This is a genomic window from Romboutsia sedimentorum (assembly GCF_030131845.1).
Lineage (GTDB): Bacteria > Bacillota > Clostridia > Peptostreptococcales > Peptostreptococcaceae > Romboutsia_D > Romboutsia_D sedimentorum.
On record NZ_JASKYM010000013.1, the window covers coordinates 40,745 to 62,342 of the forward strand.

The 21,598-nt window shown below is 33.0% G+C and carries 39 protein-coding genes; all 39 read left to right on the plus strand.

Translation table 11 applies throughout. From position 1 onward, the window contains the following. Nucleotides 1-82 precede the first annotated feature (82 nt). Entirely contained in the window at nucleotides 83-394 is a 312-nt protein-coding gene (rpsJ, locus tag QOZ84_RS15345) for a 30S ribosomal protein S10 (protein ID WP_026899713.1), read from the plus strand. 89 nt (nucleotides 395-483) lie between these two features. Beyond that, nucleotides 484-1,113 (plus strand): 50S ribosomal protein L3, encoded by a 630-nt coding sequence (rplC, locus tag QOZ84_RS15350; protein WP_026899712.1) that lies wholly within the window; start codon nucleotides 484-486, stop codon nucleotides 1,111-1,113. 28 nt (nucleotides 1,114-1,141) lie between these two features. After that, nucleotides 1,142-1,765: a 50S ribosomal protein L4 gene (rplD, locus tag QOZ84_RS15355; RefSeq protein ID WP_026899711.1), complete on the plus strand. Its 624-nt coding sequence runs from the start codon at nucleotides 1,142-1,144 to the stop codon at nucleotides 1,763-1,765. Continuing rightward, a complete protein-coding gene (rplW, locus tag QOZ84_RS15360; RefSeq protein WP_026899710.1) occupies nucleotides 1,765-2,055 on the plus strand; it encodes a 50S ribosomal protein L23 in 291 nt (96 codons plus the stop codon). The genes rplD and rplW overlap by 1 nt, the downstream gene beginning before the upstream one ends. Nucleotides 2,056-2,084: 29 nt before the next feature. Further along, nucleotides 2,085-2,915 (plus strand): 50S ribosomal protein L2, encoded by an 831-nt coding sequence (gene rplB / locus QOZ84_RS15365; RefSeq protein ID WP_026899709.1) that lies wholly within the window; start codon nucleotides 2,085-2,087, stop codon nucleotides 2,913-2,915. Between the two features lie 35 nt (nucleotides 2,916-2,950). After that, the gene (gene rpsS, locus QOZ84_RS15370; protein WP_026899708.1) at nucleotides 2,951-3,232 is read left to right on the plus strand and encodes a 30S ribosomal protein S19; all 282 of its coding nucleotides are present in this window, start codon (nucleotides 2,951-2,953) and stop codon (nucleotides 3,230-3,232) included. A gap of 32 nt (nucleotides 3,233-3,264) precedes the next feature. Continuing rightward, entirely contained in the window at nucleotides 3,265-3,600 is a 336-nt protein-coding gene (rplV, locus tag QOZ84_RS15375; protein ID WP_026899707.1) for a 50S ribosomal protein L22, read from the plus strand. A 22-nt stretch (nucleotides 3,601-3,622) separates the two neighbouring features. Further along, nucleotides 3,623-4,477, plus strand: a complete 855-nt coding sequence (gene rpsC / locus QOZ84_RS15380; RefSeq protein ID WP_026899706.1) for a 30S ribosomal protein S3 — start codon at nucleotides 3,623-3,625, stop codon at nucleotides 4,475-4,477. A gap of 33 nt (nucleotides 4,478-4,510) precedes the next feature. Then, entirely contained in the window at nucleotides 4,511-4,942 is a 432-nt protein-coding gene (rplP, locus tag QOZ84_RS15385; RefSeq protein ID WP_026899705.1) for a 50S ribosomal protein L16, read from the plus strand. Between the two features lies 1 nt (nucleotide 4,943). Beyond that, nucleotides 4,944-5,147 carry a 50S ribosomal protein L29 gene (rpmC, locus tag QOZ84_RS15390; RefSeq protein ID WP_036767152.1) on the plus strand — a complete coding sequence of 68 codons (204 nt, stop codon included), beginning with the start codon at nucleotides 4,944-4,946 and terminating at the stop codon, nucleotides 5,145-5,147. A 23-nt stretch (nucleotides 5,148-5,170) separates the two neighbouring features. After that, on the plus strand, nucleotides 5,171-5,425 hold the full coding sequence (gene rpsQ, locus QOZ84_RS15395) for a 30S ribosomal protein S17 (RefSeq protein ID WP_026899703.1): 255 nt from the start codon (nucleotides 5,171-5,173) through the stop codon (nucleotides 5,423-5,425). 26 nt (nucleotides 5,426-5,451) lie between these two features. Next, on the plus strand, nucleotides 5,452-5,820 hold the full coding sequence (gene rplN / locus QOZ84_RS15400) for a 50S ribosomal protein L14 (RefSeq protein ID WP_026899702.1): 369 nt from the start codon (nucleotides 5,452-5,454) through the stop codon (nucleotides 5,818-5,820). A 22-nt stretch (nucleotides 5,821-5,842) separates the two neighbouring features. Then, the gene (gene rplX, locus QOZ84_RS15405) at nucleotides 5,843-6,148 is read left to right on the plus strand and encodes a 50S ribosomal protein L24 (protein ID WP_026899701.1); all 306 of its coding nucleotides are present in this window, start codon (nucleotides 5,843-5,845) and stop codon (nucleotides 6,146-6,148) included. Nucleotides 6,149-6,173: 25 nt separating this feature from the next. Then, nucleotides 6,174-6,716 (plus strand): 50S ribosomal protein L5, encoded by a 543-nt coding sequence (gene rplE, locus QOZ84_RS15410; RefSeq protein ID WP_026899700.1) that lies wholly within the window; start codon nucleotides 6,174-6,176, stop codon nucleotides 6,714-6,716. A gap of 46 nt (nucleotides 6,717-6,762) precedes the next feature. Beyond that, nucleotides 6,763-6,948: a type Z 30S ribosomal protein S14 gene (locus QOZ84_RS15415; RefSeq protein ID WP_021127555.1), complete on the plus strand. Its 186-nt coding sequence runs from the start codon at nucleotides 6,763-6,765 to the stop codon at nucleotides 6,946-6,948. 32 nt (nucleotides 6,949-6,980) lie between these two features. Continuing rightward, complete coding sequence (gene rpsH, locus QOZ84_RS15420) at nucleotides 6,981-7,379, plus strand: 30S ribosomal protein S8 (protein WP_026899699.1); 399 nt, start codon at nucleotides 6,981-6,983, stop codon at nucleotides 7,377-7,379. 30 nt (nucleotides 7,380-7,409) lie between these two features. Beyond that, nucleotides 7,410-7,952 (plus strand): 50S ribosomal protein L6, encoded by a 543-nt coding sequence (gene rplF, locus QOZ84_RS15425; protein ID WP_284133803.1) that lies wholly within the window; start codon nucleotides 7,410-7,412, stop codon nucleotides 7,950-7,952. Between the two features lie 37 nt (nucleotides 7,953-7,989). Then, a complete protein-coding gene (gene rplR, locus QOZ84_RS15430; protein ID WP_026899697.1) occupies nucleotides 7,990-8,358 on the plus strand; it encodes a 50S ribosomal protein L18 in 369 nt (122 codons plus the stop codon). Between the two features lie 26 nt (nucleotides 8,359-8,384). Beyond that, nucleotides 8,385-8,894, plus strand: a complete 510-nt coding sequence (gene rpsE, locus QOZ84_RS15435) for a 30S ribosomal protein S5 (RefSeq protein ID WP_026899696.1) — start codon at nucleotides 8,385-8,387, stop codon at nucleotides 8,892-8,894. 14 nt (nucleotides 8,895-8,908) lie between these two features. Continuing rightward, a complete protein-coding gene (gene rpmD, locus QOZ84_RS15440; protein WP_026899695.1) occupies nucleotides 8,909-9,094 on the plus strand; it encodes a 50S ribosomal protein L30 in 186 nt (61 codons plus the stop codon). Nucleotides 9,095-9,128: 34 nt separating this feature from the next. Beyond that, nucleotides 9,129-9,572 carry a 50S ribosomal protein L15 gene (gene rplO, locus QOZ84_RS15445; protein WP_026899694.1) on the plus strand — a complete coding sequence of 148 codons (444 nt, stop codon included), beginning with the start codon at nucleotides 9,129-9,131 and terminating at the stop codon, nucleotides 9,570-9,572. 44 nt (nucleotides 9,573-9,616) lie between these two features. Next, nucleotides 9,617-10,885, plus strand: coding sequence for a preprotein translocase subunit SecY (gene secY, locus QOZ84_RS15450; protein WP_284133804.1), 1,269 nt, complete (start codon nucleotides 9,617-9,619; stop codon nucleotides 10,883-10,885). A gap of 15 nt (nucleotides 10,886-10,900) precedes the next feature. Continuing rightward, on the plus strand, nucleotides 10,901-11,551 hold the full coding sequence (locus QOZ84_RS15455) for an adenylate kinase (protein WP_284133805.1): 651 nt from the start codon (nucleotides 10,901-10,903) through the stop codon (nucleotides 11,549-11,551). Next, a complete protein-coding gene (map, locus tag QOZ84_RS15460) occupies nucleotides 11,551-12,297 on the plus strand; it encodes a type I methionyl aminopeptidase (RefSeq protein WP_284133806.1) in 747 nt (248 codons plus the stop codon). The genes QOZ84_RS15455 and map overlap by 1 nt, the downstream gene beginning before the upstream one ends. Before the next feature lie 20 nt (nucleotides 12,298-12,317). Further along, the gene (locus QOZ84_RS15465; protein WP_284133807.1) at nucleotides 12,318-12,596 is read left to right on the plus strand and encodes a KOW domain-containing RNA-binding protein; all 279 of its coding nucleotides are present in this window, start codon (nucleotides 12,318-12,320) and stop codon (nucleotides 12,594-12,596) included. A gap of 27 nt (nucleotides 12,597-12,623) precedes the next feature. Continuing rightward, complete coding sequence (infA, locus tag QOZ84_RS15470) at nucleotides 12,624-12,842, plus strand: translation initiation factor IF-1 (protein WP_026899689.1); 219 nt, start codon at nucleotides 12,624-12,626, stop codon at nucleotides 12,840-12,842. A 34-nt stretch (nucleotides 12,843-12,876) separates the two neighbouring features. Next, nucleotides 12,877-12,990 carry a 50S ribosomal protein L36 gene (rpmJ, locus tag QOZ84_RS15475; protein ID WP_017753001.1) on the plus strand — a complete coding sequence of 38 codons (114 nt, stop codon included), beginning with the start codon at nucleotides 12,877-12,879 and terminating at the stop codon, nucleotides 12,988-12,990. A 150-nt stretch (nucleotides 12,991-13,140) separates the two neighbouring features. Further along, entirely contained in the window at nucleotides 13,141-13,512 is a 372-nt protein-coding gene (rpsM, locus tag QOZ84_RS15480) for a 30S ribosomal protein S13 (RefSeq protein WP_284133808.1), read from the plus strand. A gap of 22 nt (nucleotides 13,513-13,534) precedes the next feature. After that, complete coding sequence (gene rpsK / locus QOZ84_RS15485; protein ID WP_026899687.1) at nucleotides 13,535-13,933, plus strand: 30S ribosomal protein S11; 399 nt, start codon at nucleotides 13,535-13,537, stop codon at nucleotides 13,931-13,933. Nucleotides 13,934-13,967: 34 nt separating this feature from the next. Continuing rightward, nucleotides 13,968-14,591 (plus strand): 30S ribosomal protein S4, encoded by a 624-nt coding sequence (rpsD, locus tag QOZ84_RS15490; RefSeq protein WP_026899686.1) that lies wholly within the window; start codon nucleotides 13,968-13,970, stop codon nucleotides 14,589-14,591. Nucleotides 14,592-14,667: 76 nt separating this feature from the next. Beyond that, nucleotides 14,668-15,615 (plus strand): DNA-directed RNA polymerase subunit alpha, encoded by a 948-nt coding sequence (locus tag QOZ84_RS15495; RefSeq protein ID WP_284133809.1) that lies wholly within the window; start codon nucleotides 14,668-14,670, stop codon nucleotides 15,613-15,615. A gap of 19 nt (nucleotides 15,616-15,634) precedes the next feature. Next, nucleotides 15,635-15,976: a 50S ribosomal protein L17 gene (rplQ, locus tag QOZ84_RS15500; protein WP_026899684.1), complete on the plus strand. Its 342-nt coding sequence runs from the start codon at nucleotides 15,635-15,637 to the stop codon at nucleotides 15,974-15,976. Between the two features lie 405 nt (nucleotides 15,977-16,381). Beyond that, entirely contained in the window at nucleotides 16,382-17,215 is an 834-nt protein-coding gene (locus tag QOZ84_RS15505; protein ID WP_284133810.1) for an energy-coupling factor transporter ATPase, read from the plus strand. After that, nucleotides 17,203-18,069, plus strand: coding sequence for an energy-coupling factor transporter ATPase (locus tag QOZ84_RS15510; RefSeq protein ID WP_284133811.1), 867 nt, complete (start codon nucleotides 17,203-17,205; stop codon nucleotides 18,067-18,069). Before QOZ84_RS15505 ends, QOZ84_RS15510 begins: the two co-directional genes overlap by 13 nt. Beyond that, nucleotides 18,063-18,860 carry an energy-coupling factor transporter transmembrane component T family protein gene (locus QOZ84_RS15515; protein ID WP_284133812.1) on the plus strand — a complete coding sequence of 266 codons (798 nt, stop codon included), beginning with the start codon at nucleotides 18,063-18,065 and terminating at the stop codon, nucleotides 18,858-18,860. The genes QOZ84_RS15510 and QOZ84_RS15515 overlap by 7 nt, the downstream gene beginning before the upstream one ends. Nucleotides 18,861-18,871: 11 nt before the next feature. Beyond that, nucleotides 18,872-19,603 (plus strand): tRNA pseudouridine(38-40) synthase TruA, encoded by a 732-nt coding sequence (gene truA / locus QOZ84_RS15520; RefSeq protein ID WP_284133813.1) that lies wholly within the window; start codon nucleotides 18,872-18,874, stop codon nucleotides 19,601-19,603. A gap of 119 nt (nucleotides 19,604-19,722) precedes the next feature. Then, complete coding sequence (gene rplM, locus QOZ84_RS15525) at nucleotides 19,723-20,154, plus strand: 50S ribosomal protein L13 (protein ID WP_026899679.1); 432 nt, start codon at nucleotides 19,723-19,725, stop codon at nucleotides 20,152-20,154. 27 nt (nucleotides 20,155-20,181) lie between these two features. Next, entirely contained in the window at nucleotides 20,182-20,574 is a 393-nt protein-coding gene (gene rpsI, locus QOZ84_RS15530; protein WP_026899678.1) for a 30S ribosomal protein S9, read from the plus strand. Between the two features lie 72 nt (nucleotides 20,575-20,646). After that, entirely contained in the window at nucleotides 20,647-21,369 is a 723-nt protein-coding gene (gene cwlD, locus QOZ84_RS15535) for an N-acetylmuramoyl-L-alanine amidase CwlD (protein WP_284133814.1), read from the plus strand. The last annotated feature ends 229 nt before the right edge of the window (nucleotides 21,370-21,598 follow it).

The following is a 21,598-nucleotide window of genomic DNA, read 5'->3' on the forward strand; positions in this document are numbered from 1 at the left end:
ATACAACACACCCGGAGCAGTGTATCGGCAAAAGTCGTGCGTAACATATAAGATAAACGTGCGATAAAGGAGGGAAATTACAATGGCTAACAATGAAAAAATAAGAATAAGATTAAAGTCATATGACCACAAATTATTAGATTTTTCAGCTGGGAAAATAGTTGAAACTGCTAAAAAGGCTGGATCACAAGTTTCAGGACCTGTGCCATTACCTACAGAAAAGCAAATTGTAACTATATTAAGAGCTGTGCATAAGTATAAAGACTCTAGAGAGCAATTCGAAATAAGAACTCACAAGAGATTAATAGACATAGCTAACCCAACACCTAAAACAGTTGACTCATTAATGAGATTAGACTTACCAGCTGGTGTTGATATAGAAATAAAGTTATAATAGCAACCTAAGATACGATCCTATAAGGTAACTATCTTAGAATGATTATATAAAATATAATCCGCTGTAAGATTATAGGAGGTGCTAATATGAAAGGCATATTAGGAAAAAAATTAGGTATGACTCAAATATTTACTGAGCAAGGTATAGTAATACCTGTAACAGTTGTTGAGGCAGGACCAATCGTCGTAACTCAAATAAAAACAGTTGAGAAAGACGGATACAATGCAATACAAATAGGATTTGTAGATGCTAAAGAAAAATCTTTAAACAAGCCTCAAAAAGGGCATTTAGCTGCTGCTAACGTTTTAAAGAAACACTTAAAAGAATTTAGAGTAGATTCTGTAGAAGGATATACAGTTGGACAAGAAATAAAAGCTGATTTATTCACTACAGGCGAAAAGATAGATGTTTCTGGAACAAGTAAAGGTAAGGGATTCCAAGGTCCTATAAAAAGACATGGACAATCAAGAGGTCCTGAATCTCACGGTTCTAGATACCACAGAAGACCAGGATCAATGGGAGCATGTTCTTTCCCTGGTAGAGTTTTTAAAAACAAAAAATTAGCTGGACACATGGGTAGCGTTAAAGTTACTGTTCAAAACTTAGAGGTTGTTAAAGTAGATACTGATAAGAACCTTATATTAGTTAAAGGTGCTATACCAGGACCTAAAGGTTCAGTAGTAACTATAAAGGAAGCAGTTAAGTCTTCTAAATAATGACTAACCTAAGAAAGGAGGAAGCACAATGCCAAAATTAAATGTATTAAATATTAATGGACAAAATGTTGGAGAAATAGAATTAGTAGATTCTATATTCAATATAGAAGTTAATGAACATGTTTTATATGAGGTTGTTAAAAACCAATTAGCAAACAAAAGACAAGGTACTCAGTCTGCTAAAACTAGAGCAGAAGTTAGAGGTGGCGGAAGAAAACCTTGGAAACAAAAAGGAACAGGTAGAGCTAGACAAGGTTCTATAAGAGCTGTACAATGGGTTGGTGGAGGAGTTGCTTTTGCACCTAAGCCAAGAGATTACAGTTACACATTACCTAAAAAGGTAAGAAGATTAGCGATGAAGAGTGCTTTATCTGCTAAAGTACAAAACGGTGAAATAATAGTATTAGACGCTTTCAACATGGAAGCTCCTAAGACTAAAGAATTCGCTCAAATATTAAAGAATGTAAATTCTGCAAAGAAAGCTTTAATAGTAACTGCTGAAAACAATACTAACGTAATAAAATCAGCTTCAAACATAGAAGGTGTTGCAACTGCTACAGTTAACACAATAAATGTTTATGATATATTAAAGTATGATTCATTCATAATAACTACAGACGCTGTTAAAAAAGTGGAGGAGGTGTACGCATAATGACTAATCCACATGATATAATAATGAAGCCAGTTGTAACTGAGCAAAGTATGGCCGAAATGGTTGAAAAGAAATACACTTTTGTTGTTGCTAAAAAAGCAAACAAAACTGAAATAAAAAAAGCTATAGAAGCAATATTCGGAGTTAATGTAGAAAAAGTAAATACAATGAACTACGATGGAAAAGTTAAAAGAATGGGTAAACATGAGGGAAGAACTGCAAGCTTTAAGAAAGCAGTAGTTAAATTAACTACTAGCAGTAAAGAAATAGAATTCTTCCAAGGAATGTAATATCCTAGCAAACGAAGGAGGGAAAACAGATGGCTATAAAAAAGTTTAAACCAACTTCTCCTGCCTTAAGACAAATGACAGTTTTAGTTTCTGATGAAATAACTTGCAACGAACCAGAAAGATCTCTTTTAGTATCTCTAAAGAAGAACGCTGGTAGAAATGCACACGGAAAAATAACTGTTCGTCACAGAGGTGGAGGAAACAGAAGAAAATATAGAATAATAGATTTCAAGAGAAATAAAGACGGTGTACCTGCTAAGGTTGCTACTGTTGAATATGATCCAAATAGAACGGCTAACATAGCTTTATTACACTATGCAGATGGTGAAAAGAGATATATATTAGCACCTGTTGGATTAGAGGTTGGAAGTACAATATTATCAGGCCCAACAGCTGACATAAAGCCAGGAAATGCATTAGCATTAAAGGACATGCCAGTAGGTACTGTAATACACAACATAGAGTTAAAGCCAGGAAAAGGTGCTCAGTTAGTTAGATCTGCTGGAGTTTCAGCTCAATTAATGGCTAAAGAAGGAAAGAAAGCTTTACTAAGATTACCATCAGGTGAAATGAGATTTGTAAGCATAGATTGCAAAGCTACAATAGGACAAGTTGGTAACATAGAGCACGGTAACGTAGTTATCGGTAAAGCAGGTAGAAAAAGACATATGGGTATCAGACCAACTGTAAGAGGATCTGTAATGAACCCTTGTGATCATCCACACGGTGGTGGAGAAGGTAGAACTTCAATAGGTAGACCTTCACCAGTTACTCCATGGGGTAAACCAGCTCTTGGATACAAAACTAGAAAGAAAAATAAAGCTTCTGATAAGTTAATAGTATCAAGAAGAACTAAGTAATATATTTACTTTTTGCTCGGAAAGGAGGATTTTAAATGTCAAGATCAACTAAAAAAGGACCTTTCGTCCACGCGAGACTTTTAAAGAAAATAGAAGCAATGAACGCTGCAGGAAATAAAGAAGTTATAAAGACTTGGTCAAGAACTTCAACTATATTCCCTCAAATGGTAGAACATACTATAGCTGTTCATGATGGAAGAAGACATATACCAGTTTTCGTAACAGAAGATATGGTTGGACATAAATTAGGTGAATTCGTTCCTACAAGAACTTTCAAGGGACATAAGGACGATGAAAAATCTAACAAAAGAAAATAATAAATTTCTGACTAAGGAAGGAGGAATAGCAAATGGAAGCAAAAGCTACTGCTAAATATGTACGTGTATCACCAAGAAAAGCAGGACAAATCTGTGACCTTGTTAGAGGAAAAAATGTTGATGAAGCATTAGCAATATTAAAGTTTACTCCAAGAGGAGCAGCTTCAATAATAGCTAAAGTTGTTAAATCTGCTAAAGCAAACGCTGAAAACAACCATGAAATGGATGTTGAGAATTTATATATCGCATCAGTAGTTGCAAACCAAGGGCCAACAATGAAGAGATTCATGCCTAGAGCTATGGGACGTGCAACAATGATAAGAAAAAGAACTTCTCACATAGAGGTTGTTGTAAAGGAAAGAAAATAATTTATAGATAGGAGGGAAAATAATGGGTCAAAAAGTTAATGCACATGGATTAAGAGTCGGTGTTATAAAAGATTGGGACTCTAGATGGTTCGCATCTGATAAAAAAGAATTCGGAAACTTATTATTAGAAGACCATAATGTACGTAAATTCTTAAAGAATAGACTTTACTCTGCAGGAGTTGCTAAAATAGAAATAGAAAGATCAGCAAATAAAGTTAAAATAGACCTACACGTTGCTAAGCCAGGTGTAGTTATAGGAAGAGCTGGTGCTGGTATAGACGCTTTAAAAGCGGAATTAGAAAAAATGACTAAAAAGACTGTAATAGTTAACATAGTTGAAGTTAGAAACCCAGATAAAGATGCTCAATTAGTAGCGGAAAATATAGCGTTAGCTATAGAGAGAAGGGTAGCTTTCAGAAGAGCTATGAAACAAGCTATACAAAGAGCTATGAAGTCAGGTGTTAAAGGGATAAAAGTTTCTGCATCAGGAAGATTAGGTGGAGCAGAGATGGCTAGAACTGAAGGATACAGCGAAGGAAATGTACCTTTACAAACACTAAGAGCTGATATAAACTACGGTTTTGCAGAAGCTAACACTACTTATGGAAAAACTGGTATCAAAGTTTGGATATGCAACGGTGAAGTTTTACCAACTAGAAACGGTGTAAACCCAAGAGAAGATAGAAGAGATAACAGAAGAGACAATAAGAGAAATGATAGAAGAGATAATAGAAGAAATGATAGAAGAGGAAATGATAGAGGGCAAAGACCTCAATCAGCTCAAGGTTCAAGACCACAAGGTTCAAGACCACAAGGTGCTCAAGGTTCAAGACCACAAGGACAAAGACCAGCGAACACTCAAAACAAAGGAAACTAATATTAGTAAGGTTTGAGGAAGGAGGAAATACTCATGTTAATGCCAAAGAGAGTAAAGCGTCGTAGAGTTCATAGAGGAAGTATGTCTGGAACAGCTCAAAAAGGTAACAAAGTTACTTATGGAGAGTTCGGACTAGTTGCTTTAGAAGCTTCTTGGATAACTTCTAATCAAATAGAAGCTGCCAGAATAGCGATGACTAGATATATAAAAAGAGGCGGGAAGGTTTGGATAAAAATATTCCCTCATAAGCCGGTAACAAAAAAACCAGCTGAAACTCGTATGGGTGCTGGTAAAGGATCTCCAGAATACTGGGTAGCAGTAGTTAAGCCAGGGAGAGTTATGTTCGAATTAGCAGGTGTTGATGAAGCAAAAGCTAGAGAAGCAATGAGACTTGCGATGCACAAATTACCAATCAAGTGTAAGTTTGTAAAACGTGAAGACTTAGAAGTAAAGGGTGGTGAATAGGATGCAAGCTAAAGAATTAAGAGATTTAACAGGCGAAGAGCTAATGAATAAGTTAAATGACTTCAAAAGTGAATTATTTAGCTTAAGATTCCAATTAGCTACTGGTCAATTAGAAAATACAGCTAGAATAAAATTCGTTAAAAAGGATATAGCTAGAGTTAAGACTGTCCTTGCTCAAAGAAATTTAAACGAAACTAGAGCGTAATTTGGAAAGGAGGCTTTTTAAACATGGAAAGAGGAAGAAGAAAAGTTAGAATAGGCCGTGTTGTAAGTGATAAAATGGATAAAACTATAGTAGTTGCTGTAGAAGATTTCGTACGTCATCCATTATATAATAAGCAAATTAAGAGAACTAAGAAATTAAAGGCTCATGATGAGCAAAATATATGTACAACTGGAGACAAAGTTAAGATAATGGAGACTAGACCTTTATCAAAAGATAAGAGATTTAGACTAGTTGAAGTTGTTGAAAAAGTTAAGTAGTTTTTTGGAAAAGGAGGGATTATGATATGGTACAACAAGAGTCACGTTTAAGAGTTGCTGATAACTCTGGTGCTAAGGAAATACTATGTATACGTGTACTAGGCGGAAGTAAAAGAAGATATGGTAATATAGGCGACGTAATAGTTGCTACTGTTAAAAGTGCAACACCTGGTGGAGTTGTAAAAAAAGGTAAAGTTGTTAAAGCTGTTATAGTGAGAACTAAGCAAGGCGTAAGACGTAAAGATGGAAGTTATATATCTTTCGATGATAACGCTGCAGTTATAATAAAAGATGACAAAACTCCAGTAGGAACTCGTATATTCGGGCCTGTTGCTAGAGAGTTAAGAGATAATGAGTTCATGAAGATAGTTTCTCTTGCTCCAGAAGTACTATAATAAGGAGGTGCAATAGGACATGATGCGTGTTAAAAAAGGTGACACTGTTGTAGTTATAGCAGGTAAAGATAAAGGCAAAAAAGGTGCAGTTTTAAAAGTATTCCCTAAAGCTAATAGAGTATTAGTTGAAGGTGCAAACGTAATAACTAAACACCAAAAGCCAAGTGCTATGAACCCACAAGGTGGAATAATAAATAAAGAAGCTTCACTTCACATATCTAACGTAATGCCATTCGATCCTGAAACAGGAAAAGGTGCAAGAGTTAGATTCGAAATGAAAGATGGAAAAAAAGTTAGAGTTTCAGTAAAGAGCGGAAAAGAATTATAATATAGCTTGAAAGGAGGGACCTTAAATGGCTTCTAGATTACAAGAAAAATACATGAAAGAAGTTGCTCCTGCTTTAATGGAGAAATTTGGATATAAGAACGTTATGGAAATACCTAAGTTAGACAAAATTGTTATGAACATGGGTGTTGGTGACGCTAGAGAAAATGCCAAAGGATTAGAAAAGGCAGTTGAAGAGATGTCAATGATATCTGGACAAAAGCCTGTTACAACTAAAGCTAGAAAATCTGTTGCAAACTTCAAATTAAGAGAAGGTATGCCAATAGGTGCAAAAGTTACTTTAAGAGCTGACAAAATGTTCTACTTCATGGACAAATTAGTATCAGTATCATTACCAAGAGTTAGAGACTTCAGAGGAGTTAATCCTAACGCATTCGATGGTAGAGGAAACTATGCTTTAGGTGTTAAAGAGCAATTAATATTCCCTGAAATTGAATACGATAAAGTAGACAAAGTAAGAGGAATGGATATAATATTCGTTACAACTGCAAAGACTGACGAAGAAGCGCGTGAATTATTAAAATTATTAGGAATGCCGTTTTCTAAGTAAGTTTAGAAAAGGTCATTTTCTAAGCTAAAACGAAGGAGGGATTCCAGTGGCTAGAAAAGCGATGGTTGTGAAACAACAAAAGAAGCAAAAGTACGCTACTAGAGAATACACTAGATGTACTATATGTGGTAGACCACATTCAGTTTTAAGAAAATTTGGTATATGCCGTATATGCTTTAGAGAATTAGCTTATAAAGGTCAAATACCTGGTGTTAGAAAAGCAAGTTGGTAAAACTTCGCTAAAAATGGAAGGAGGGTTTCAATATGACAATGACAGATCCAATCGCAGATATGCTAACTCGTATAAGAAATGCTAACATGGTTAAGCATGAAACTGTTGACGTTCCTGCCTCTAATATGAAGAAAGAATTAGCTAGAATCTTATTAGAAGAAGGTTTCGTAAGAGGTTATGATGTTATAGAAGATGGAAAACAAGGAATAATAAGAATACAATTAAAGTACGGACAAGTAGGCGAAAGAGTTATAACAGGACTTAAGAGAATATCTAAGCCTGGTATGAGAGTTTACGCTGCTAACCATGAAGTACCTAAGGTATTAAATGGATTAGGAATATCAGTAATATCTACTTCTAAAGGAATATTAACTGATAGACAAGCAAGAAAAGAAAATGTTGGTGGAGAAGTAATCTGCTACGTTTGGTAATATAAACGAACAATGTAAGGAGGTGCGACTATGTCAAGAATAGGTGTTAAACCAATAACAGTACCAACAGGTGTTGAAGTAACTATAGCTGAAGGAAACTTCGTTACAGTAAAAGGACCAAAAGGAACTTTAACTAAGCAACTTGATGGTGCATTAAAAATAAAGCAAGAAGAAAATACTATAACTGTTGAAAGACCAACAAACAATAAGCAACACAGATCTTTACACGGATTAACTAGAACTTTAATAGATAATATGGTTGTAGGTGTTACTACTGGTTTCGAAAAGAAATTAGAATTAGTTGGTGTTGGATATAGAGCTCAAAAACAAGGAACTAAATTAGTTATGAACTTAGGATTCTCTCATCCAGTAGAGATGGAAGATCCAGAAGGTATAACTGTTGAGTCTCCTAACCAAACTGAGTTAGTAGTAAAAGGTATCGATAAGCAATTAGTAGGAAACTACGCTGCTAAGATAAGAGACTGGAGAAAGCCAGAGCCATACAAGGGTAAAGGTATAAGATACGCTGGTGAAGTAGTAAGACGTAAAGAAGGTAAAACTGGTAAGAAGTAATAATACCAAACTTAAAAGCTAGAAAGGAGTGAGCCTTATGATAAAGAAAGCAAATAAAAATGCTAATAGACTTCAAAGACATAAGAGAGTACGTAGTAAAGTAGCTGGAACTACTCAAAGACCTAGATTATGTATCTTCAGAAGTGCTAATAATATATACGCTCAAATAATAGATGATACAAACAGAGTAACTGTTGTTGCTGCATCTTCTTTAGACGCAGAAATAAAGGGTGCTGTTAATCATACAGGAAACAAAGAAGCAGCTAAAAAAGTTGGCGAAATGATCGCTAAGAAAGCTGTAGAAAAAGGAATCACTGAAGTTGTATTTGACAGAGGTGGATACTTATATCACGGTAGAGTACAAGAGTTAGCTGAAGGTGCTAGAGAAGCTGGACTTAAGTTCTAATTAAGAAACAAAGGAGGGAAATGCACATGTTACGTCGTAAACTTATAGACGCAAGACAACTTGACTTAAAAGAAAAAGTTGTTGAAGTAAGACGTGTTACTAAAGTTGTAAAAGGTGGTAGAAACTTCAGATTTGCAGCATTAGTAGTAGTTGGAGATGAAAACGGACACGTTGGTGTAGGTACTGGTAAAGCAATGGAAGTACCTGACGCTATAAAAAAAGCAATAGAAGATGCTAAAAAGAATCTTATAAACGTACCTATGGTTGGTACAACAATTCCTCACGAAGTAAACGGACACTTCGGAGCTGGAAAAATATTAATAATGCCTGCTAAAGAAGGTACAGGAGTTATAGCTGGTGGACCTGCTAGAGCGGTACTTGAATTAGCTGGATTAACAGATGTTAGAGCTAAGTCTCTAGGATCTAACAACCCAAGAAATATGGTAAATGCTACAATAGAAGGTCTTAACTCTCTAAAGACAGCTGAAGATATAGCTAAACTTAGAGGTAAAAAAGTTGAAGACTTACTAGGGTAAGGAGGTAGTGAAAAATGGCTAAATTACAAATAAAGTTAGTTAGAAGTACAATAGGAACTACTCCTAACCAAAGAAAAAACGTAGAAGCGTTAGGATTAAGAAAAAGAGAACAAGTAGTTGTTAAAGAAGACAATGCCCAAACAAGAGGTATGATAAATAAAGTTAAGCATTTAGTACAAGTTACTGAAATAGCTGAGTAATATTTTTAAGAAGTGCGATAAGGAGGTGCAATCCATGAAGTTACATGAGTTAAAACCTGCTAAAGGTGCAGTAAGAGCTAAAAAGAGATTAGGTAGAGGTACTGCAACTGGACAAGGTAAAACTGCAGGACGTGGACAAAAAGGACAAAAGTCTCGTTCAGGTGGTGGAGTTAGAATAGGATTCGAAGGTGGACAAATGCCACTAGCTAGAAGACTTCCTAAGAGAGGTTTCAAGAACATATTCAAGAAAGTTTATACTGAAATAAACGTAGCTGCTTTAAACAGATTCGAAAACGGAACTGAAATAACTGCAGAGTTATTATTAGCAACTAGAGTTATAAGTAAAATAGAAAAAGACGGCGTTAAGATCTTAGGCGAAGGAAACTTAGAGAAAGCTGTAACAGTTAAGGCAACTAAGTTTACTGCTTCAGCTCAAGAAAAAATAGAAAAAGCTGGAGGAAAAGCAGAATTAGTTTAATCTAATCTGCTAACTCTTAGCCATTACAGGCGGGGTGAGTTAACGTGCTGTCACAGTTAAAGCAAGCTTGGAAACTTAAAGACGTAAGAAGAAAAATTTTATATACTTTGATGATGATTGCAGTATTTAGGATAGGTGCAGTAATACCTGTTCCTGGAGTTAAAACAGATATTATAAGGGAGATGGTAGGCGGTAATAGTCTTCTGTCTCTATATAATATGTTTACTGGAGGTGCTTTTAGTAACTTCACGTTATTTGCTTTAGGTATAGGACCATATATAACAGCATCTATAATAATACAACTTTTAACTGTTGGTTTTGAAAGTTTGGAAGAACTTCAAAAATCCGGTGAAGAAGGTAAGAAAAAAATTAACAAATATACTAAGTATATAGCGCTAGCATTAGCGTTCGTACAAGCAATAGCTATTACGCTAGGGGTTGTGCGAGATGCGTTAAATTCAGATAGTATATTTTTTATAATTACAGTTATATTGACATTAGTATCAGCTAGTATGTTATTAATGTGGATAGGGGACAAAATTACTGAAAAAGGATTAGGTAATGGAAGTTCTATTATAATATTTGTCGGTATTATCTCAAGAATACCAGTAGATGTTATATCAACTGCAGACTTAATAAAAAGTGGTAAAATAAATATGTGGTCAGCTATATTATTAGGAGTAGTAATACTTTTAACAATAGCAGCAGTTACATACATACAAGAAGCCACTAGAAAAATACCTGTACAATACGCGAAAAGAGTTGTTGGAAGAAAAATGTATGGAGGACAAAGTTCTCATATACCTATGAAAGTTAATCAGTCGGGAGTTATACCGGTAATTTTCGCTAGTTCACTTTTAGCCTTCCCTCAAACTATAGCAATGTTTATGGGTGCAGATGCTCAAGCGTTCGTTCAAACTTACTTAAATCCAGTAGGATCTCCGGGAGTTTGGATATATAGATCACTTGAAGTTCTGTTGATAGTATTCTTCTCTTATTTCTATACTACTGTATCATTTAATACAGAAGATATAGCTAATAACATGAAAAACAATGGTGGATTTATACCAGGCATAAGACCAGGAAAATCTACTATAGATTATTTAAATAGAATATTATCAAGATTAACTCTAGCTGGGGCTTTATTTTTAGCATCGATAGTTATGGTATCGGCTATAATAATGTTCTTTATGAAACTTCAAATTACATTAGTAGGGACATCTTTACTAATAGTTGTAGGAGTTGCATTAGAACTTAAGAGACAGTTAGAATCAAATTTAGTTATGAGAAGCTATCAAGGTTTCTTAAAATAAATTGGAGATGATAATATGAGAATAATATTACTTGGACCTCCTGGTGCTGGTAAAGGTACGCAAGCAGCAGAGATAGTAGAAAAATACAACATACCTCATATATCAACAGGAGATATATTCAGAAAGAATATAAAAGAGGGAACAGATCTTGGAAAAAAAGCTAAAGAATATATAGATCAAGGATTATTAGTTCCAGATGAGTTAACTGTAGGTTTAGTTACTGATAGAATAACTCAAGATGACTGTAAGAATGGATTTATGTTAGATGGATTCCCAAGAAATGTTGCTCAAGCTGAACATTTAGATGCGTTTTTACATCAAGTTAATATATCTTTAGATAAGGTAGTTAATATCGAAGTTGATAAGAACATATTAGTTGGAAGAGCTGTAGGAAGAAGAATTTGTAAATCTTGCGGTGCAACGTATCATGTTGAGTTCAATCCTCCTAAAGTAGAAGGAGTATGTAACGTATGCCAAGGAGAGTTATACCAAAGAGCAGACGATACAGAAGAAACTGTATCTAAAAGAATACAAGTTTATTTAGATGAAACAAAGCCATTAGTTGATTATTATAGTTCTCAAGGTATAATAGCTAACATAAATGGACAACAATCTATAAACACTGTATTTGAAGATATAGTAAATGCTCTAGGATGTGAACAATAATGATTATTTTAAAATCAAAAAAAGAAATAGAACTTATGAGAGAGGCAGGCAAGATTGTCGCTGAAACTCATGAGATATTAAGAGCAGCTGTGACTCCGGGAATATCTACTTTAGAGTTAGATAAAATAGCTGAAGAGAATATAAAAAAATATAATGCGATACCATCTTTTAAAGGATATGGTGGATTTTCAGGTTCTATATGCGCTTCTATAAATGAAGAAGTTGTACATGGAATACCAGGAAAGAACATATTAAAAGAAGGCGACATTATAAGTTTAGATGTAGGAGCCTATTATAAAGGATATCATTCAGACTCTGCGAAAACTCATGGAGTAGGGGTAATATCTGAAGAAGATAGGAAATTAATAGAAGTAACTAGAGAAAGCTTCTATGAAGGCATAAAATTTGCTAAACTAGGATATAGATTATCAGATATCTCACACGCAGTACAAGCACACGTTGAAAAATATGGTTTCTCTGTAGTTAGAGATTTAGTAGGTCATGGAGTTGGCTCAGAACTTCATGAAGATCCTCAAATACCTAATTACGGTCCAGCAGGCAAAGGACCAAGACTTCAAGAAGGAATGGTTTTAGCTATAGAGCCAATGATTAACGCTGGTAAATACCACGTTAAAACATTAGTGGATGGATGGACTATTGTCACAATAGATGGCAAAAAATCAGCTCATTACGAGCATACGATAGCAATCACTGAAGATGAACCGTTGATATTATCTGCGTTGTAATCATAAAAGTAGGTGAAAAAATGTTATCAAATAATTTAAGTGTAGGTCAAGTTGTAAAAGCTACCTCTGGTAAGGAGAAAGATAAACTATTTTTTATAATAAAAGTAGTGGATCATCAATATGTTCTTATAGCAGATGGAAAGAAAAGAAAACTTGGTAAACCTAAACTAAAAAAAGTTAAGCACTTAGAAATATATAATGTTATTAATAATAAAGTTAACAACAAGATATCGTCTGAACAAAATGTTACGGATGTTTTTTTAAGAGTTGAACTTACTAAGTTAAATGATTTAGTTTAACTTATTGAATGGAGGTTTGGTTAGTTAATGGCCAAAAAAGATGTTATAGAGTTTGAAGGTGTAGTTTCTGAAAACTTACCGAATGCTATGTTTAAAGTAAAACTAGAAAACGGGCACGAAGTATTATGTCACTTATCTGGAAAGCTAAGAATGAACTTCATAAGAATTCTTGAAGGAGATAAGGTGAATGTTGAACTTTCTCCATATGACCTTACAAGAGGAAGAATCACTTGGCGTAAGAAGTAGACTAATTTTGAAATAGTCTAAGGAGGGATTAACAATGAAAGTAAGACCATCAGTAAAACCAATGTGCGAAAAGTGCAAAGTAATAAAAAGAAAAGGTAAAGTAATGGTTATCTGTGAAAATCCAAAGCATAAACAAAAGCAAGGATAATAAATTATTACTAGTAATTTGTTAACTTCTATAGTATAATATTTAATTGTGATGTTAACAGAGAACATTTAAATCGTTAAGAAAATCTGGTTTCGGATTTTAAGATATTAAGATTTTAACACTAAAAACTAAGTGTAGGAGGTGCGATTAATGGCAAGAATAGCTGGGGTAGATTTACCTAGAGAAAAAAGAGCGGAAATAGCTTTAACTTATATATATGGTATAGGGAAAGCAACTGCTAATGAAATATTAGCTAAAGCTGAGATAAATCCAGATTCAAGAATAAAAGACTTATCTGAAGAGCAAGTTAACGACTTAAGAAAAATCATAGATAGTGATTTCTTAGTTGAAGGTGACTTAAGAAGAGAGATAGCTTTAAACATAAAGAGATTAAGAGATATCAAATGTTACAGAGGTATAAGACATGCTAAAGGTCTTCCACTAAGAGGACAAAGAACTAAGACTAATGCTAGAACTAGAAAAGGTCCTAGAAAAACTGTATCTCGTAAGAAAAAGAAATAATAACTAGATAGGAGGGAAAACAATGGCTAAACCAAAAAAGAAAGTTACACGTGTTAGAAGAAGAGAACGTAAAAATATAGAGCGTGGTCAAGCACATATACAATCAACTTTTAACAATACAATAATAACTTTAACTGATGTTCATGGAAATGCTATATCAGCTGCAAGTTCAGGACAATTAGGATTCAAAGGATCAAGAAAAGCAACTCCTTTCGCATCTCAGATGGCTGCAGAAACAGCTGCTAAAGCTGCAATGGAGCACGGTTTAAAAACTGTTGAAGTATTTGTAAAGGGACCAGGTTCAGGTAGAGAAGCTGCTATAAGAGCACTTCAAGCCACTGGATTAGAAGTAACTATGATAAAAGACGTAACTCCAATTCCTCATAACGGATGTAGACCGCCAAAGAGAAGAAGAGTTTAATTATATAAACGAGTAAATTAGGAGGTGTAAAGACATGGCAAGATACACAGGTGCATCATGCAGACAGTGTCGTAGAGAAGGAATGAAATTATTCCTTAAAGGTGACAGATGTTATACTGATAAATGTGCTATAGTTAAAAGAAACTATGCTCCAGGACAACATGGACAAGGAAGAAAGAAAGTTTCTAACTATGGTTTACAATTAAGAGAAAAGCAAAAAGTTAAAAGAATATACGGAGTTTTAGAAACTCAATTCAGAAACTTATACGAGCGTGCTGAAAAAATGGCTGGTATAACTGGAGAAAACTTATTAAGTTTATTAGAAAGAAGATTAGACAATGTTGTTTACAGAATGGGATTAGCTTCATCTAGAAAAGAAGCTAGACAATTAGTAGGACACGGTCATTTCTTATTAAACGGACATAAGGCTGATATAGCTTCTATAACAGTTAAACCTGGTGATGTTATAACAGTTAAAGAAAGATCAAAAACATCTGCTAAGTTCAAAGCTTTAGTAGAAAATAATTCAAGAATAGCTCCTAAGTGGTTAGAAGCTAACTTAGAAGAAATGTCAGTTAAGGTTGTTGCATTACCAACAAGAGAAGATATAGATCTTGAAGTAGCAGAACACTTAATCATAGAACTTTACTCTAAGTAATAAGCATATTTTAAAATTTATTTTAAAATTTTGTTTACCCTCAGTGGATTAATAAATTTGAAGGAGGGTTTTGTCCATGATAGAAATAGAAAAACCAAAAGTAGATATAATCGAACTTAGCGAAGACTATAGATATGGAAAATTTGTTATAGAACCTCTAGAAAGAGGCTATGGCATAACTATAGGTAATGCTTTAAGAAGAATATTATTATCTTCTTTACCAGGTGTTGCAGTTAACTCTATAAAAATAGATGGAGTTCTTCATGAATTCTCTACAGTACCAGGTGTTAAAGAAGATGTTACTGAAATGATATTATCATTAAAAGAGCTTTCAGCTACTATAGATGGTGAAGGAAGTAGAACACTTAAAATAGATGCTCAAGGACCATGCACTATCACAGGAGCAGACATAATATGTCCTCCTGATGTTGAAATATTAAGCAAAGATTTAAAGATAGCTACGCTAGATGAAAATGCTAAGTTTAATATGGAAATATTTATAGATAAAGGTAGAGGTTATGTTTCAGCTGAAGAAAATAAAACAGAGCATATGCCTATAGGTGTACTACCTGTAGATTCAATATATACTCCTGTTGAAAAAGTGAGCTACCATGTAGAAGATACAAGAGTAGGTCAAAAAACAGATTACGACAAATTAGTATTAGATGTTTGGACTAATGGAAGTATAAACCCTCAAGAAGGAATATCTCTTGCAGCCAAAGTACTAGTAGAGCATTTAAATCTATTCATAGACTTAACAGAGCATGTAAGCAGTGTTGAGATAATGGTAGAAAAAGAAGAAGATCAAAAAGAAAAAGTTCTTGAAATGACAATAGAAGAATTAGATTTATCAGTTAGATCATACAACTGTTTAAAGAGAGCGGGAATCAATACAGTTGAAGAATTAGCTAATAAGTCTGAAGATGATATGATGAAGGTTAGAAATCTAGGGAAAAAATCTTTAGAGGAAGTAATCCAAAAATTAGAAGAACTTGGACTAGGTCTTAAACCAAGCGAAGAATAGCGAGTGAAGGAGGGATAGTATGGCTACTTACCGTAAATTAGGTTGTGAAACTGCTCACAGAAACCTTATGTTAAGAAACTTAGTAACTAGTTTACTAAGACATGGAAGAATAGAAACTACAGTAACTAGAGCAAAAGAAACTAAAAGAATGGCAGAAAAGATGATAACTCTTGGTAAAAGAGGAGATCTTCATGCTAGAAGACAAGTTTTAGCTTATGTTATGGATGAAACTGTAGTGAATAACTTATTCACTGAAATAGCTCCAAAGTACGCTGAGAGAAACGGTGGATATACTAGAATAATTAAAAAAGGACCAAGAAAAGGCGATGCCGCTGAAATGGCTTTTATAGAATTAGTATAGTATCAAAAGGATTAAGCTTTATAGCTTAGTCCTTTTTTTATTAAATCAATGAATTTTAATAATATATATTATTAAAAAATTTGTATATATATTAAATTATTTCTTAAATTATTGATTGATTAATTATAAAAAATAAAATTATAATTAGTATTTAATCCAACTATGATTTTTATGTTAAACTATGATATAATACTATTTAAAATGATTTTCATAATGAATAAAAATTTAGTAATATTGCATATTTAATACTATATTAAAATTTATTAAAACGTGATAAAATTTAATATGCTATATTTAATATGAAATCAAAATTATGAGCAGTTTATTTATAAATAGGTTATTTTTATAATGAACTTGGGTTAGCATAGATACATTTATATACTACTTATGAGAAGGAGTAAATTAGTGGATAATATAATAAAGGTCAATAATGTATCATTTGAGTATATTACGGATGAAAGTAAACTTAAGGCTATAGATAAATTAAGTTTGGAAGTGAAAAAAGGTGAATTTGTGGCAATAATAGGACATAATGGTTCGGGCAAGTCAACTTTATCTAAAAACTTAAATGCTATTTTACTTCCTAGTGAAGGAAATATACTTATAGATGGACTAGATACAAGAGAAGAAAGTAAATTATGGGACATAAGACAAACAGCAGGAATGGTTTTTCAAAATCCTGATAATCAAATTGTTGCAACTGTAGTAGAAGAAGATGTAGCATTTGGACCTGAAAATTTAGGTATTGATCCTATAGAAATAAGAAAAAGAGTTGAAGAAGCTCTTAAAAATGTCGGAATGTATGATTTAAGAGATAGGCAACCACATTTATTATCTGGAGGTCAAAAGCAAAGAGTGGCTATAGCAGGTATAATAGCAATGAAACCAAAATGTATTATATTTGATGAAGCAACTGCTATGTTAGACCCATCTGGAAGAAAAGAAGTAATGAAAACTATAAAAAGGCTCAATAAAGAGGAAAATATTACTACATTACACATAACACACTTTATGGAAGAAGCGGTTGAAGCCGATAGAGTTATAGTTATGGAAAAAGGTAAAAAGTTATTAGAAGGTACTCCAAGGGAAGTATTTAGCAGTATAGAAATGCTAAGAACTATAGGTCTAGATGTACCTTGCATGACAGAATTATCTAGCTTATTAAAAAAAGATGGCTTAGATATAAGTAGTGATATATTAACTGTAGATGAGATGGTGATGAAATTATGTCAATTGTAGTGAAGAAATTAACTCATATATATAATGAAGGAATGCCTTTTTGCAGTAAAGCACTAGATGAAGTTACTTTTGAAATAAAAGATAGAGATTTCGTAGGTTTAATAGGTCACACTGGATCTGGAAAATCTACATTAATACAACATTTAAATGGAATATTAAAACCATCTTCGGGTGAAATATTTATAAATAATTTTAAGATAACTGATCCTAAGTTAAACTTAACTGAAATTAGAAAAAGAGTAGGTGTAGTGTTTCAATATCCTGAGTATCAATTGTTTGAAGAAACGATTGAGAAGGATATAGCTTTTGGACCGTCTAATTTAGGTTTGGAAGCGGATGAGATACATAATAGGGTTAAAACATCTATGGAAGCTGTAGGATTGAATTATGAGGAATTTAAAGATAAATCGCCTTTTGAATTATCAGGAGGGCAAAAGCGAAGAGTAGCTATTGCTGGAGTAATAGCTATGAAACCGGAAGTTTTAGTATTAGATGAGCCTACTGCGGGTTTAGACCCTGGGGGTAGAGATGAAATATTTAATCTTATAAAAAATCTTCATAAAGAAAATGATATGACTATAATACTATCATCGCATAGTATGGACGATATGGCAAAATTAGCAAAAACAATAATTGTGATGAACCATGGTAAAATAGAATTTATGGGGTCTCCTAGAGAAGTATTCAATACAAACACTAATAGATTAAAGGAAATAGGATTGGATATACCACAAGTGCTAGAATTAGCTATAAGGTTAAGAAAACAAGGTTTTGATATAAGGGAAGATATCTTAACTATAGAAGAGGTAAAAGAAGAAATTTTAAGAGTTATGAAAGGAAGAAAAAAATGTTAAAAGACATAACTATAGGGCAATACTATCCAGCTAACTCTATTATACATAGATTAGACTCGAGAATAAAACTTATAGCTACTTTTGTATTTATGATTTCCTTATTCATAACAAATAAATTTTGGCCATACGCTATAGTTTTATTATCTTTAATTTCTGTGGTAAAATTATCAAGTATACCCATGAAATACATTATAAAAGGTATCAAACCTCTTAGATGGATTATACTATTTACATTTGTTATAAATATATTCTTTCTTCCTGGAGATGTAATTTGGTCATTTGGATTTCTTACGATTACAAGCCAAGGAATACAACAAGCTATATTTATGGCAGTAAGGCTAGTATTTTTAGTTGTAGGTACGTCAATACTAACATTGACAACTTCTCCTATAGAGCTTACAGATGGGATAGAAAGACTTTTAAATCCATTTAAGAAGATAGGACTACCAGTACATGAATTAGCTATGATGATGACTATAGCTTTAAGATTTATACCTACATTATTAGATGAAACAGATAAAATAATGAAGGCTCAAATGTCTAGAGGTGCAGACTTTGAAAGTAAAAATCTTATAAATAGAGCTAAAAATTTAGTTCCTCTGTTAGTACCTTTATTTGTAAGTGCATTTAGAAGAGCAGATGAACTTGCTATGGCTATGGAAGCTAGATGCTATAGAGGTGGATATAATAGAACAAAGATGAAAGAAGCTGTTATAACAAAAAGTGACTATATAGCCAGTGGGATACAGGCTATATATTTAGCTATAATTATAGCTACTAGATTTATGTAAAGAGGTAGACTATGAGAAATTTAAAGGTTACAATACAATACAATGGTGAAAACTATTGTGGTTGGCAAAAGCAACCTGATACTTTAGGTATACAAGGTACAATACAAAATGCTATTTATGAAATAACTAAAGAAGAGGTACAACTTAATGCTTCGGGTAGAACTGATGCAGGAGTTCATGCATTAGGACAGGTAGCTAATTTTAAATTAGAATCAAAGATACCTGCATATAAAATACCGAGTGCATTAAACGCTAAATTGCCCAAAGACATATCTATAATTGCTTGTACTGAGGTAGATGATGAATTTCATTCTAGATATAGTGCTAAAGGGAAAAGATATAGGTATTTAATATATAATAATATGTATAGGAGTCCTATATACAAGGATACATCATATCATGTTAGATATGACCTTGATTTTGAAAAAATGTGTGAAGAAGCTAAGCATTTAATAGGAGAGCATGATTTTAAAGGATTTATGAGCTCTGGATCATCTGTAAATGATACTGTAAGAACTATATATGATATTACTTTAGAAAAACAAGAAAATTTAATTATTTTAGAAGTAGAAGGTAATGGATTTTTATATAATATGGTAAGAATAATTGTAGGGACGTTAGTAGATATAGGCAGAGGAAGGATAAATGAAAGCTTAAAAGATATAATTGACTCTAAGAATAGAGGTAAGTGTGGTCATACCGCACCACCTCATGGATTATTTCTTAAAAAAGTTGATTATTAGCTTGACACACTAGGGGGCATGTATTAAAATGAATTAGAGTGTGTTAATAAGTCCACTTGCCCCGGACTTGACATAAACGGTAAAATATTTATATGAAAATAAGTTAAGGAGGGACAACTATGAAAAGTTATATAGCTAAGCCAGCTGATGTACAAAGAAATTGGTATATCGTTGACGCTGAAGGAAAAACATTAGGTCGTGTAGCAACTGAAATAGCGACAGTATTAAGAGGGAAGCACAAGGTTACTTTTACTCCTCATGTAGATGGTGGAGACTTCGTTGTTGTTGTAAATGCAGAGAAGGTAGTTTTAACAGGAAAGAAATTAGATCAAAAGATGTACAGATACCACACTGGATATGTAGGTGGATTAAAAGAGATCTCTTACAGAGAAATGATGGCTAAGAAGCCTGAAGAAGTAGTTTCTCATGCAGTAAGTGGTATGTTATGTAAAAACAAATTAAGAAGCAGAATGATGACTAGATTAAGAGTATTTGCAGGAGCAGAACATGATCATGCAGCTCAAAATCCAGAAGTTTTAAACTTTAAATAATAATTACGGGTGAAAGGAGGAGTTATCATGGCTAACGTTCAATATTACGGAACTGGAAGAAGAAAAAGCTCTGTAGCTAGAGTAAGATTAGTTGCAGGTGAAGGAAATATAGTAGTTAATGGAAGAGCAGTTGAAGAATTTTTCAACTACGAAACTTTAATAAGAGATGTTAAACAACCATTAGTTTTAACTAATAATGAAACTAAGTACGATGTTATAGTAAAAGTTGAAGGTGGAGGATTCACTGGACAAGCTGGAGCTATAAGACACGGTATATCTAGAGCTTTATTAAAAGCTGATTTAGATTTAAGACCTGCTTTAAAGAAAGAAGGATTCTTAACTAGAGATTCTAGAATGAAAGAAAGAAAGAAATATGGATTAAAGGCAGCAAGAAGAGCTCCACAATTCTCAAAGAGATAATTTTTATATGTTTGTACAAAGACTTTGGAATATTCCAAAGTCTTTTTTAATATAAATATACAGGGTGATATTGTGAAAAAATACATAAAACATATAATTTTTAGTGTCATAACATTAGTAATAGTTACACTATCTATATTTGAAATTAAAGATGTATCTGACGATGTTATGGAATATATGCCTGTAACCAACAAAACTATAATTTTAGATGCAGGCCATGGGGGAATAGATCCTGGAGCTATGACTAAGGACAAGGATACAAAAGAAAAAGATGTAAATCTATCTATTACTCTTAAAATAAGGGAGCTACTAGAAGCTAGTGGAGCGCTTGTTATATTAACTAGAGAAGATGATAGTAGTTTATATCAAGAAACAGGGGATAAAACTATTAGGCAAAAATATAATGAAAATCTAAAAAATAGAAAAAAAATAATACAGGAATCGAATGCGGATATGTTTATGTCTATACATTTAAATGCATTTGAACAATCTAAATATTATGGAGCTCAAACTTTTTATCCTAAAGGAAAAGAAGAATCAGTTCAATTATCTAAATATATACAAGAAGAACTTAAAAGGGTAGTTGATAAAACTAATAACAGAGAGATTAAACCTAGAGATGATATATATTTATTAAAAGAAAATGAAATCCCATCAGTATTAATAGAGTGTGGATTTTTATCTAATGATAAAGAAGCTAAGCTTTTGGTAGATGAAAAATATCAAGAAAAAATAGCTTGGTCTACATATGTTGGAATTCAAAAATATTTTAGTGAAAATATGAATAAAAAGTAGTTAAGTGAAGATAATAGGTTATGTCAGTAATGTTTAAAATTAGCTGATATAACCTTTTATTTACTGAATTATAAAAAAAAGTAAAAAAACTATTGACTTAAAATAGGACAGGTGTTATTATTATAAAGTACTCAAGAGGAGTACAAAAGAACTTTGAAAATTAAACAGTAGGTTAATTTATAGAATTTGAAACAACCAAGAAACATAAAGCCAGATATATAACAGTATC